Genomic DNA, 12,446 nt, shown 5'->3' with positions numbered 1-12,446 from the left:
GGGGCTGGAAGGCGGGGTTTCGCCCCAGACCCCGCTCCTCAAACTCTCCCAGCTACCGCTGGGAGGTGCCCCCTGGAGGGGCTGGAAGGCGGGGCGAAGCCCCTGCCGCGCGGCGGAGCCGCATATCGATGCCGCGGGAAGGGGGCGCCGGACACCCCGTGGCCTCAGCGAACCCCTCAGCCGTAGCCCGGCTCCGCGTGCATCTCCCAGATCAGCAGCTCGGCCGGGCCCTCGGCGCGCGCCTCCAGCCCCTCCGCGGCGGAGATCCGGGCCGCGTCGCCGGGGGTGAGGGTCTCACCGTCGATCCGCGCCGCGCCGCGCACCGCGTGTGCGTACACCCAGGGCGCGTCCGGCAGCGCGGTGCGCTCACCGTCCACCAGCCGCCGCACATGCAGCACCGCCTCGGTGCGCTCCAGTGCGTACGGGGTGCCGTCGGCGATGCCGCGCACCACCTCGTACGCCGGGTCCGTGGCGGCGCCAGGGCCCGGCATCAGCCACATCTGGACGAAGGTGAGGGGTTCCGCACCCGCGTTGCGCTCGGTGTGACGTACGCCGCTTCCGGCGCTGAGCCGCTGGACGTCGCCGGGGCGCACGACGGTCCGCGCGCCGGTGGAGTCCTCGTGGGTGAGCTCGCCCTCGACGACCCAGGTGACGATCTCCATATCGCGGTGGGGATGTTCGGCGAAGCCCGCACCGGGGGCGAGCCGCTCCTCGTTGCAGGCCACGAGCGAGCCGAACCGCACATTGCCGGGGTCGTAGTACCCAGAGAAGGAAAAGGCGTGGCGCGTCTCGATGCCCGCGCCCTGCCCGCCCGGATACCGTGCACCGGACCGCTGTATCCACATCACCCGGTCCACGGTAGTGCGCCGCTGACCGTCCGCCCCCGCCCCGTCCCTACCCCCGCGTATACCCCCGCGTAGCCTCCCGCCCCCAGCGCTCGCCACCCGATAAGGCAGTCTTGTCCTCGTGCCTGAACCAGCCTCGAACACCCCGCATCCGCACAGTGCCACCCTGCGCCGCCTGGAGAAGTCCTCCGGGAAGCTCGCCGCCAACGCCATCGCGCGCATGGACGAGCAGCTGCCGTGGTACCGGGCGATGCCGCCCGAGAACCGCTCCTGGATCGGGCTGGTGGCGCAGGCGGGCATCGCGGCCTTCACCGAATGGTTTCGCCACCCCGAGGCGCCCCAGGCGATCAGCACCGATGTGTTCGGCACCGCCCCGCGCGAGCTGACCCGGGCGATCACCCTGCGGCAGACCGTGGAGATGGTCCGCACGACCATCGAGGTCATGGAGTCGGCGATCGACGACGTGGCGGCCCCGGGCGATGAGTCGGTGCTGCGCGAGGCGCTGCTGGTGTACGCCCGGGAGATCGCCTTCGCCACCGCCCAGGTGTACGCGCAGGCCGCCGAGGCGCGCGGCGCCTGGGACGCCCGGCTGGAGTCACTGGTGGTCAACGCGGTGCTGTCCGGCGAGGCGGACGAGGGGGCGCTGTCCCGCGCCGCCGCCCTGGGCTGGAACTCTCCCGAACATGTGTGCGTGGTGCTGGGCACCGCCCCCGACGGGGACAGCGAGCTGACCGTCGAGGCGATCCGGCGGGCCGCTCGCCACGCCAAGCTGCAGGTGCTCACCGGGGTGCTGGGCGACCGGCTGGTGGTGGTCGCGGGCGGCTCGGACAATCCGCTCCAGACGGCGAAGGCGCTGATCGGGCCGTATGCCCCGGGGCCGGTGGTGGCCGGTCCGGTGGTCTCCGACCTGCTGGCCGCGACCCGCTCGGCGGGGGCGGCGGCGGCCGGGCTGAAGGCGTGCACCGCCTGGCCGGACGCGCCCCGTCCGGTGATCGCCGACGATCTGCTGCCGGAGCGCGCGATGGCCGGAGATCCGGCTGCCCGTGAGCAGTTGGTGGAGGAGATCTACAGACCGCTGGAGGAAGCCGGTTCGGCGCTGCTCGAGACACTGAGTGTGTACCTCGAACAGGCGAGCAGTCTGGAGGGTGCGGCTCGAATGCTCTTCGTTCACCCGAACACCGTCCGCTACCGGCTACGACGTGTGACGGACGTCACCGGATGGTCACCTTCCGACGTCAGGTCGGCGTTTACTCTACGCATAGCCCTGATCCTGGGACGTCTCGCCGACGCGAACATATTGCCCTGACCGTTTGTTGGACCCCCACAATTCCCCTGTCGGTTCTTCGTCCTTGTCCTCACGGGCGAGCTGGACCGTCCACAAGAGAGAGTGTGAGAGTGCTCGTACTCGTCGCTCCCGGCCAGGGCGCTCAGAAGCCCGGCTTCCTGACCCCATGGCTCGACCTCCCCGGCGTCACCGAACGTCTGACCTGGTGGTCGGCCGTCTCCGGTCTGGACCTCATCCACTACGGCACCAAGGCCGACGAGGAGGAGATCCGCGACACCGCGGTGGCCCAGCCGCTGCTGGTGGCCGCCGGTCTGGTCGCCGCCCACGCGCTGTTCGGCGAGGGCGTCGAGGGCGCGACCGGTCTCGCGGAGCTGCCGAACCGCATCGGCGCGGTCGCGGGCCACAGCGTCGGCGAGATCACCGCGGCCGTGGCCTCCGGTGTGCTCACCGACGAGGCGGCCATGGTGCTCGTCCGCCGCCGCGGACTCGCCATGGCGGAGGCCGCGAGCCGCACCGAGACCGGAATGGCCGCCATACTGGGTGGTGAGCAGGACGATGTCGTCGCCCACCTCGACAAGCACGGACTGACCCCGGCGAACGTCAACGGCGCCGGGCAGATCGTGGCCGCGGGCACCGCCGAGCAGCTGGCGGCGCTGGCCGCGGACAAGCCCGAGGGGGTGCGCCGCGTCGTAGCGCTCAAGGTGGCCGGCGCGTTCCACACCGACCACATGGCCCCGGCGGTCGCCGCCCTCGAGGTCCTGGTCGCGGGCGTCCCGGTGGCCGATCCGCGCACCCGATACGTCTCCAACCGGGACGGCGGGGTCGTGACGACCGGGGCCGGGGTGATCGAGCGGCTGGTCGCCCAGGTATCCAACCCGGTGCGCTGGGATCTGTGCATGGAGACCTTCCAGGAGCTGGGCGTCACCGGGCTGATCGAGGTGGCCCCGGGCGGCACGCTCACCGGCATCGCCAAGCGCGCGCTGCCGGGCGTCACCAATGTGGCGCTGAAGACTCCGGACGATCTCGACACGGCGCGTGCGCTGATCGAGGAGCACGCCGTTCCCGTCGACACACCGGCCGAAGAGGAGCTCCGAGAAGCATGACCGCGAAGATCAAGCCCAGTAAGGGCGCCCCGTACGCGCGCATTCTCGGCGTCGGTGGCTACCGTCCGACCCGGGTGGTGCCGAACGAGGAGATCCTCAAGCACATCGACTCCTCCGACGAGTGGATCCGCTCCCGTTCGGGCATCGCCACCCGGCACTGGGCCGGTCCGGACGAGACGGTCGCCGCCATGTCCGTGGAGGCCGGAGGCAAGGCCATCGCCGACGCCGGTCTGACGCCGGAGCAGATCGGCGCCGTGATCGTCTCCACGGTCTCGCACCTGAAGCAGACCCCGGCGGTCGCCACCGAGATCGCGCATCTGCTGGGCACCGGCAAGCCGGCCGCGTTCGACATCTCGGCGGGCTGTGCGGGCTTCGGCTACGGACTGACCCTCGCCAAGGGCATGATCACCGATGGCACCGCGGAGCATGTGCTGGTCATCGGGGTCGAGCGGCTTTCGGACCTGACCGATCTGGAGGACCGGGCGACGGCCTTCCTGTTCGGCGACGGCGCCGGCGCCGTGGTGGTCGGCCCCTCCAAGGAGCCCGCGATCGGCCCGACCGTCTGGGGCTCGGAGGGCGACAAGTCCGAGACCATCGCCCAGACACTGCCCTGGGACGTCTACCGCGACCAGAACGCCGCCGACGTGCGCTACCCGGCGCTGCGCCAGGAGGGCCAGGCCGTCTTCCGCTGGGCCGTCTACGAGATGGCGAAGGTCGCCCAGCAGGCCCTGGACGAGGCCGGGGTCAGCGCGGACGAGCTCGACGCGTTCATCCCCCACCAGGCCAATCTGCGGATCATCGACTCGATGATCAAAACCCTCAAGCTGCCGGAGCACGTCACGGTCGCCCGTGATGTGGAGACCACCGGCAACACCTCGGCCGCCTCCATCCCGCTCGCCATGGAGCGGCTGTTGGCGACGGGGCAGGCGAAGAGCGGCGACACCGCGCTCGTCATCGGATTCGGAGCGGGTCTCGTCTACGCAGCGACGGTCGTTACCCTTCCTTAGGCTCCATAGTCCATATCCACGCAGCTCCGCAGAAGTCGGACGCTGCGCCACCACCGCAACACACCGAAGAAGGAGCGCCGCAATGGCCGCCACTCAGGAAGAGATCCTCGAAGGTCTCGCCGAGATCGTCAACGAGATCGCCGGTATCCCGACCGAGGACGTCCTGCTGGACAAGTCCTTCACCGACGACCTGGACGTCGACTCGCTGTCCATGGTCGAGGTGGTCGTCGCCGCCGAGGAGCGCTTCGACGTGAAGATCCCGGACGACGACGTCAAGAACCTCAAGACCGTCGGCGACGCCGTCGACTACATCCTCAAGCACCAGGGCTGAGCCCGTATCAAGGCCGGTCGTCGCCGCCCGTGCGGTGGCAGGTCCAGCACCTTCTACACGTGGAGTAGGAATTCCTGTGAACTCGACCAATCGCACCGTGGTCGTCACCGGTGTTGGTGCCACGACGCCGCTGGGTGGCGACGCCCCGTCGACCTGGGAGGCCATGCTGGCCGGCCGGTCCGGCGTCCGCCTCCTGGAGGAGGAATGGGCGGCCGAGTTGCCGGTCCGTATCGCCGCGAAGATCGCGGTGGAGCCGGGCACGATCATTCCGCGTCCGCAGGCCCGCAAGCTCGACCGTTCCGCGCAGTTCGCGCTGGTCGCGGCTCGTGAGGCATGGGCGGACGCGGGCTTCACCGCCAAGGCGGGTGAGGACTCCTCGATCGACCCCGACCGGCTCGGCGCGGTCGTGGCCTCCGGTATCGGCGGGGTCACCACCCTGCTCGACCAGTACGACGTGCTGCGCGAGAAGGGCGTCCGCAAGGTCTCCCCGCACACCGTGCCGATGCTGATGCCCAACAGCCCGGCGGCGAACGTCAGCATCGACCTCAACGCCCGTGCGGGCGCGCACACCCCGGTGAGCGCGTGCGCCTCCGGCGCCGAGGCCATCGGCTACGCCATCGAGATGATCCGCACCGGCCGCGCCGATGTGGTCGTCGCGGGCGGCACCGAGGCGTCCATCCACCCGCTGCCCATGGTCGCCTTCGGCAACATGATGGCGATGTCCAAGAGCAACGACGACCCGCAGGGCGCCTCGCGCCCGTTCGACGTCGACCGCAATGGCTTCGTGATGGGCGAGGGCTCGGGCGCCATCGTCCTGGAGTCGGCGGAGCACGCCGCGGCACGCGGCGCCCGGGTGTACGCGCAGGCCATCGGCCAGGGCATCTCGGCCGACGCCCACCACATCACCCAGCCGGAGCCGTCCGGCAACGGCATCGGGAACGCGCTGCAGAACCTGGTGGAGAACACCGGCATCAGCGGTGCCGAGATCGCGCACGTCAACGCGCACGCGACCTCGACGCCGCAGGGCGACCTGGCGGAGATCAAGGCGCTGCGCAAGGTGTTCGGCGACGACGTGGACCACATGGCGGTCTCCGCCACCAAGTCCATGACGGGCCATCTGCTCGGCGGCGCGGGCGGTGTGGAGACGGTGGCCAGCGTGCTGGCGCTGTACCACCGGCTGGCCCCGCCGACGATCAACATCGGCTCGCTGGACCCGGAGGCGGACGCGGACGTCGTGACCGGCGAGGCGCGGGCGCTCCGGGCCGAGGGCCCGATCGTGGCGCTGAACGACTCGTTCGGCTTCGGCGGCCACAATGTGGTGCTGGCCTTCCGCACGATCTGACCACATCGGTGGTCTGACGCCATCGGTGGTCTGACGCTCTGAATACGCGGGTGCGGCCCGCCTCCGGCTCCGGCCGGGGGCGGGCCGCTTCCGCGTCAGGGGGCTTCGCCGTCGAAGCTGGCGAAGTACGAGGCCACCATGTCCTCGTCGCCGTGGCCCGCCTCGATCGCGCGGCGGAACCGCTCCGCGCCCGCGGCCGCCAGGTCCAGCCGTACTCCGGCCCGCTCCCCGGCCTGCACGATCAGCCGAGCGTCCTTCTCCGCGGTCTTGGTGGCGAAGCTGGGCTCGAGGTCGCCCCGGAGCACCTGGGCCGACTTGACCCGCATATAGCCGTTGTCCAGCGGGCCGCCCTCGACCGCGTCGAGGAAGCCCTGCCAGTCCACGCCCAGCCCCTTGGCGAGGGCGGCCGCCTCGGCGGTGGCGTGGGTGATGTTGAGGACCCAGCTGTTGAGCACCAGCTTGAGCCGGGTGGCGGCGGCGCTCTCCGCGGTGTCGCCGACCCACACCGTACGGCTGCCGATAGCGTCGAAGACTGGCCAGACGACTGGGCGGACGGGGTGCGGCCCGGCGGCCAGCACCAGCAGCTGTCCGCTCTCCGCGGGCTGTTTGGTGCCGAGCACGGGCGAGTCGATGAGGACGAGGTCCTTCTCCCGGGCGAACGCGGCGAGCGACTCCAGCGCCTCCAGACCCGCCGTGGTGGCCTGGGCCCACGCGGTTCCGGGGCGCAGCGCGGGGGCGGCCTGCCGCATCGTCTCGAGGGCGGCGGCACCGTCGTAGAGGATGGTCAGGACGGCATCGGCGCCGTCCACGGCCTCGGCCGGGGTGTCGGTGACGCGTACGCCGTCCTCGCCGAGCGGCTCGGCCTTGGATCGGGTGCGGTTCCACGCACGGACCTCGAGCCCGGAGCGGGCGAGATTACGGGCCATTCCGGAGCCCATGATGCCGGTGCCGAGGACCGCGACGGACGTTGCCGGGTGTTGTTCGGTCATTCCGCCACGCTAAAACCTGAAGCGGGCTCCAAGTCAAAGGGATGGCGGCGCGTCAGGCGCTCAGACGACCTGGTGCAGCCAGCGGACCGGGGCGCCCTCACCCGCGTAGCGGAACGGTTCCAGCTCGTCGTCCCAGGGCTTGCCGAGCAGTTTGGCGATCTCCGCCTCGAGGTCGCTCTCGCCGCGGGCGGAGCGGGCGAGGGCGGCGCGCAGCCGGTCCTCGGGGATCAGGATGTCGCCGTGCATTCCGGTGACGGCGTGGAAGATGCCGAGCTCGGGGGTGGAGCTGTAGCGCTCGCCCTCGGCGGTGGCGCAGGGCTCGGCGGTCACCTCGAAGCGCAGCAGATGCCAGCCGCGGAGCGCGGAGGCCAGTTTGGAGGCCGTGCCGACCTCGCCCTGCCAGGAGAACTCGGCACGCCAGGTGCCGTTCGCCGCCGGCTGCTTGATCCAGTCGAGAGTGACACGCACGCCGAGGACGCCCGCGATGGCCCATTCGACGTGCGGGCACAGCGCGCGCGGAGCGGAGTGCACATACAGAACTCCACGGGTCGTCACCGGTGCCTCCTGTGCGGTTCGAGGTGCGCCTTCCCCAGCGGCCTCGCGCCCGTACCGGTCCCGCCCGGGACATCGGATCACATTCTGCCCTAGTGATCAGCCCCACACCAGTCTCGACGTCACCTTCAGTGAAATTTATCGTGCAGAATTCTCTAGAAAGTGGACAGGATGTGACGGGGCGTAATGTGCTGGTACCGCATAGCGCGTCAGGTCGCCGGGACGACGCTCATCTGGCGCAAGAAAAACGTACCGTGCAAGCCAGCCGGAGGAGTGACGTACCGTCGGTCCGGATAGATATCACCCAACAGCCGGAGGGGGAACAGCCATGCGGGTCAGCGCGACACGCCGGAAGCGATCGGCGGCCGCTTCCTCGACCACGCGTACGACCGTGCGCCCGTCCCTGCGCACCGCTGGACGCACGGGCGTGGTGCTGTTCACCACCGCCGCCGTGCTGAGCTCGGCGGGCTGTTTCGGCAGCTCGGACGACCCCTCCCGGCACGGGCCGACCCGCGCGGGGAAGACGCCCGGCGCCAAGCGGTCCATCGTCTGGAACACCCGGCCGACCTCGATCGCCTCCGTGGGCGACTCCATCACCCGCGGCTTCGACGCCTGTTCGGTGCTCTCCGACTGCCCCGAGGTGTCGTGGTCCACCGGCACCGATGTGCAGAGCCTCGCCCAGCGGCTGCTGCCCTCCGCCACCGCCGACGCGGGGACCCACGCCTGGAACTTCGCCAAGACCGGCGCGGTCGTGGCCGACCTCCCCGGCCAGATCGAGGCGGCCGCCGCCCGCAAGCCGAAGCTGATCACCGTGATGATCGGCGCCAATGACGCGTGCCGGGACTCGGTGGACGACATGACCTCCCCCGAGCAGTTCCGCACCACCTTCACCTCGGCGCTCACCCGGCTGCGCCGCGATCTGCCGAAGACGCAGGTGTACGTGGCCAGCGTGCCGGATCTGAAGCGGCTGTGGTCGGAAGGGCGGAAGAACGTCTTCGGCCGGCAGATCTGGAAGCTGGGCATCTGCCCGTCGATGCTGAAGGACTCCGAGGACCTGGACGCGGCCTCCAACGACCGCCGACAGCGGGTGTCGGACCGGGTGACCGAGTACAACAAGGTCCTGAAGGACGTGTGCGGGCGAGATGTGCTGTGCCGGTACGACCCGGCGGTGCACGAATACCGCTTCACCACGCATGAGCTGAGCAAGTGGGACTGGTTCCACCCCAGCAAGGCGGGCCAGGCGCAACTGGCCGACATGGCCTACCGCCGCATCACCGCTTCCGCCCCCTGACCCCGGACCGCGGCCCGGCTCCCGGCCAAGGGCCGGGAACCGGGCGCGGGACGCGGGGCCCTCTCCCTTTATGCGGCTCCGCCGCCCGGCAGGGGCTGCGCCCCTGGCCCTCGGAGTCTGGGGCACAGCCCCGACCCTCCGGAGTCTGGAGCACAGCCCCGGCCCCCCGGAGTCTGGAGCACAGCCCCGGCCCCCCGGAGTCTGGAGCACAGCCCCGACCCTCCGGAGTCTGGAGCGCAGCCCCGGCGCTCCGGGGTCTGGGGCAGAGCCCCAGGTTCGGGAAGGGGCGGGGAGGGGAACAGCCTGCCGCAGGCGTCGCGCGAGCAGCCTCGCCGCGCGCCGGACGGCGTAGCTCAGGCTGTCGGCCGCACGGGCACGGGGGCCGACAGGCGACGGTCGGCGACGCTGCGGCCCACCTCCGCCGCGTAGGTGCCCGGGATCAGGCGCCAGGCGCCCTTTGCCGCGTCCCAGATCTCCGCTGCCCGGCGGGGCACGGGGATGGTCGCCTCGGCCGTCTCCCCCGGGGCGGCGGTGAGCGAGGCGAAGCCCGCCAGGCGCCGGACCGGGCGGTCCTCGGCGTCACCCCGGGTGTCGGTCTCAGCCTCGTCCTCGGGCACGGCGAGATAGAGCTGCACGACCTCGCGCCCCGCCCGGGGCCCGGTGTTGCGGACCCGCACGGTCACCGTGCCCAGCGCCTCGCCGTCGCCCTCCGCGGGGGTGAAGTCCATCGCCTCGTACGCCCAGTCCGTGTAGCCGAGGCCATGCCCGAACCAGTACGCCGGAGTGGTCCCCTCCCGCCGCTCCCACGCGCGGTACCCGATGAACACACCCTCGTCGTAGACCAGTCGGCCCTCGGTCGGCGTGACCGCGCTGACCGGGGCGTCCTCGAGCCGCTGGGGCCAGGTCGTGGGCAGGCGGCCGCCGGGCTCCTCCGCGCCCAGCAGGACGTCGGCGAGCGCGGCACCCGCCTCTTGGCCCGGGAACCAGCTCAGCAGCACCGCGGCGACCTCGTCCCGCCAGGCCATCTCGACCGGTGAGCCCGCGTTGACCACCACCACGGTGGGGGTGCCGGTGGCGGCGACCCGGCGCACCAGCTCGTCCTGACGGCCCGGCAGCCGCAGATGCCCGCGGTCGAACCCCTCACTCTCGACCCGCTCGGTGGTGGCGACCACCACCACGGCGGCCTCGGCCGCCGAGGCCACGGCGACGGCCTCCTGGATCAGCTCCTCGGCATCCCGCTCGGGGGCCCGGTGCAGCAGGCTGAAGCAGACGGCGTCGAGCAGGGCGTCCTCGGGGCGGGCCACCGCGCAGAGGAGGCTGACCTCCACCGGTTCGCCCGCCGTGAGCTCCACCTGGCCCCGGGGCACGGGCGAGCCCATGAACGCCTCGAAGGGGTCTCCGACGTCCGCCGGGTGCTCTTCCCCCTCGAAGAGCACCTTGCCGTCCACGGCCAGCCGGAGGCCGCCCAGCCCTCTGGTGCCGAAGGAGTGGGCGCCGCTCTCGCGCGGGGTGAAGGTGCCGACGGTCTCGACGGTGTGCAGCTCCTCGAAGCTCACCCCGTCGGGGAAGTCGCTGATCCACTGCACCTGCCCACCGGCCAGCCGGGACTCGCCGAGCACCCGCCCGTCGGCGGCCCGGACCACGGCGCGCAGCGCGAACCCCTGGGCGGCGGGGGCGAGTTCATCGGTGGGGTCGGCGCCCACCGCGTAGCCGAGCTCGACGCCCGGCGGGAGGGCGGCCCGCAGCCCGTCGAGCGGTGAGATCACATGGTCGGGGAAGACCACCGCCGAGCCGCCGCCCAGCACCCGGGCATCGCGTGCCGCTGCGCCGATCAGGGCCAGCGACCGCACTCCGCCGGGGGCGCCGGGGTCGAGGGGCAGCACCGCTTCCCGGCCGCCCGCGCCCTCGTTCCGCAGCAGCACGAAGGACCGCCGGGCGATCTCGCGGGCCAGCGCGTCCCCGTCGATCGGGCCGGGCCGGTCGGCGGGGGCGACGGCCGGGGCCGCGCCGTCCAGGACGCCGACCCGGGCGGCCAGGGTGAGCAGCCGCCGCACCGCGTCGTCCAGCTCCGCCTCGCTCACCCGGCCGTCGCGCACCGCGGCGGCCAGCGCCTCGCCGTAGACGGTCCGCGGGCCGGGCATCGCGACATCGAGCCCGCCCTTGAGCCCCCGCACGGTGTCACGGGCCGCCATCCAGTCGGAGACGATGAAGCCGTCGAAGCCCCATTCACCGCGCAGCACCCCCTGCTGAAGCTCGCGGTGCTCGGTCATGGTCGAGCCGTTGACCCCGTTGTAGGCGGCCATGACGCCCCAGGGGCGGGCGTTTTCGACGATGGCTTCGAAGGGCGCGAGATACAGCTCGCGCAGCGCCCGCGCACCGATCGCGTTGTCGACGGTGAAGCGGTCGGTCTCGGCGTCGTTGGCCACGAAGTGCTTGACGGTGGTGCCCACTCCGCCGTCCTGCACACCCGTCACATAGCCGGTGCCGATCTCGCCGGTGAGATACGGATCCTCGCTGTACGCCTCGAAGTGGCGGCCGCCCAGCGGGGAGCGGTGCAGATTGACCGTCGGCGCCAGCAGCACATGGACACCCTTGCGCCGCGCTTCCTGCGCGAGCAGCCGCCCCGCGCGCCGGGCGAGCCCCGGGTCCCAGGTCGCGGCGAGCGCGGTGGGGCTGGGCAGGGCGATGGAGGGGTCGTCGGCGGTCCAGTGGACGCCACGGACGCCGATCGGGCCGTCCGACATCACCAGGGAGCGCAGCCCGATCGCCGGAACGGCGGGCAGGCTCCACATGTCCTGCCCGGACAGCAGCCGCGCCTTGGTGTCCAGATCCAACAGGCCGAGGGCCTTCTCCACGGCCTCCACGGCCTCGGCCGTGCCCCCCTCGTTGCCCTCGCCGCATTCGCCGCCCTCGCCGATCGCGTCCGCCATCGCTCGCCCCTCCCGGTGCGGGTCCCGTCCGGTCCTCGTCCGGGGCCATCGTGGACCCGAGAACCTGTCGCCAGGTAGGTACCGTTATCGATTCGTTATCAAACATGCTCTACGGTACGAGCATGGAGAGGGCGACCGAGCGCGGTACCAGACGTGGTGAGGAACGACGGGCGGAGATCGTCCGCCGCGCGCTCGAAGTGATCGCCGAGCGCGGCTACCGGGGCGCGACCCTCGGCGCGGTCGCCGAGCGGGTGGGCCTCACCCAACAGGGGCTGCTCCACTACTTCCCCACCAAGGACTCGCTCCTCATCGCCGTGCTCGAGGAGCGCGACCAGTGGGACACCGGCTCCGCGCGGCGCGACGGAGGGCACGTATGGCCGCTGGACCTGCTCGCCTCGCTGGTGGACTACAACGCGATGCGCCCCGGCATCGTCCAGACCTTCTCCGCGCTCCTCGGCGAGAGCGTCACCGACGACCATCCCGCGCGCGGCTTCTTCACCCAGCGCTATGACAAGGTGCGCGCCGACATGGCGGCCATCCTGCGCGGCGAGTTCGGCGACCGGCTCCCCGGCGGACTCACCCCGGAGGCCGCCGCGCCGCTGCTGGTGGCGGTGATGGACGGGCTCCAGTTCCAGTGGCTGCACGACCGGGACGCGGTGGACATGCCCGCCCTCTTCCGGGCCTTCGGGTACCGGGGGGGGGCGGGCGTCGCAGCGGGCGCGGGGGGTGGGGCGGGGGGGGGGGGCCGCGCCGGTCGGGTGGGGAGTGGTG

Annotated in this window: 11 protein-coding genes; 7 read left to right on the top strand and 4 right to left on the bottom strand. The window is 72.0% G+C overall.

Features of this window, described 5'->3' with window-relative positions; all coding sequences use genetic code 11:
* Positions 1-176: 176 nt before the first annotated feature.
* Positions 177-845: a pirin family protein gene (locus ACFXB5_RS02345; protein ID WP_385201598.1), complete on the bottom strand. Its 669-nt coding sequence runs from the start codon at positions 843-845 to the stop codon at positions 177-179.
* Between the two features lie 121 nt (positions 846-966).
* Here ACFXB5_RS02345 and ACFXB5_RS02340 point away from each other — a divergent pair, with 121 nt between their 5' ends.
* The 5 genes from ACFXB5_RS02340 (at position 967) to ACFXB5_RS02320 (ending at position 5,913) form a co-directional block, all read left to right on the top strand.
* Positions 967-2,151, top strand: coding sequence for a CdaR family transcriptional regulator (locus ACFXB5_RS02340; RefSeq protein ID WP_201855541.1), 1,185 nt, complete (start codon positions 967-969; stop codon positions 2,149-2,151).
* An 89-nt stretch (positions 2,152-2,240) separates the two neighbouring features.
* Positions 2,241-3,233 (top strand): ACP S-malonyltransferase, encoded by a 993-nt coding sequence (locus tag ACFXB5_RS02335; RefSeq protein WP_385201596.1) that lies wholly within the window; start codon positions 2,241-2,243, stop codon positions 3,231-3,233.
* On the top strand, positions 3,230-4,240 hold the full coding sequence (locus ACFXB5_RS02330; protein WP_385201578.1) for a ketoacyl-ACP synthase III: 1,011 nt from the start codon (positions 3,230-3,232) through the stop codon (positions 4,238-4,240). Before ACFXB5_RS02335 ends, ACFXB5_RS02330 begins: the two co-directional genes overlap by 4 nt.
* Positions 4,241-4,322: 82 nt before the next feature.
* Positions 4,323-4,571 carry an acyl carrier protein gene (locus tag ACFXB5_RS02325; RefSeq protein WP_020871568.1) on the top strand — a complete coding sequence of 83 codons (249 nt, stop codon included), beginning with the start codon at positions 4,323-4,325 and terminating at the stop codon, positions 4,569-4,571.
* Positions 4,572-4,647: 76 nt separating this feature from the next.
* Positions 4,648-5,913 (top strand): beta-ketoacyl-[acyl-carrier-protein] synthase family protein, encoded by a 1,266-nt coding sequence (locus ACFXB5_RS02320; protein WP_385201577.1) that lies wholly within the window; start codon positions 4,648-4,650, stop codon positions 5,911-5,913.
* A 95-nt stretch (positions 5,914-6,008) separates the two neighbouring features.
* On the opposite strand, the gene ACFXB5_RS02315 is transcribed toward ACFXB5_RS02320, so the two are convergent.
* Positions 6,009-6,902, bottom strand: a complete 894-nt coding sequence (locus ACFXB5_RS02315) for an NAD(P)-dependent oxidoreductase (protein ID WP_385201576.1) — start codon at positions 6,900-6,902, stop codon at positions 6,009-6,011.
* Between the two features lie 60 nt (positions 6,903-6,962).
* Positions 6,963-7,457 carry a DUF3145 domain-containing protein gene (locus ACFXB5_RS02310; RefSeq protein ID WP_044575947.1) on the bottom strand — a complete coding sequence of 165 codons (495 nt, stop codon included), beginning with the start codon at positions 7,455-7,457 and terminating at the stop codon, positions 6,963-6,965.
* Between the two features lie 325 nt (positions 7,458-7,782).
* On the opposite strand from ACFXB5_RS02310, the gene ACFXB5_RS02305 reads away from it, so the two are divergent.
* Positions 7,783-8,745: an SGNH/GDSL hydrolase family protein gene (locus tag ACFXB5_RS02305; RefSeq protein WP_385201573.1), complete on the top strand. Its 963-nt coding sequence runs from the start codon at positions 7,783-7,785 to the stop codon at positions 8,743-8,745.
* A gap of 353 nt (positions 8,746-9,098) precedes the next feature.
* On the opposite strand, the gene ACFXB5_RS02300 is transcribed toward ACFXB5_RS02305, so the two are convergent.
* Complete coding sequence (locus tag ACFXB5_RS02300; protein ID WP_385201571.1) at positions 9,099-11,675, bottom strand: glycoside hydrolase family 3 C-terminal domain-containing protein; 2,577 nt, start codon at positions 11,673-11,675, stop codon at positions 9,099-9,101.
* A 104-nt stretch (positions 11,676-11,779) separates the two neighbouring features.
* On the opposite strand from ACFXB5_RS02300, the gene ACFXB5_RS02295 reads away from it, so the two are divergent.
* On the top strand, positions 11,780-12,446 hold a 667-nt coding region (locus tag ACFXB5_RS02295), incomplete at its 3' end, for a TetR/AcrR family transcriptional regulator (RefSeq protein ID WP_385201570.1).

This window comes from Streptomyces sp. NPDC059455 (assembly GCF_042750115.1).
Classification (GTDB): Bacteria; Actinomycetota; Actinomycetes; order Streptomycetales; family Streptomycetaceae; genus Streptomyces; species Streptomyces endocoffeicus.
Note: the sequence above shows the minus strand (reverse complement) of the source record. Positions and strands in the feature narration are given on the sequence as shown.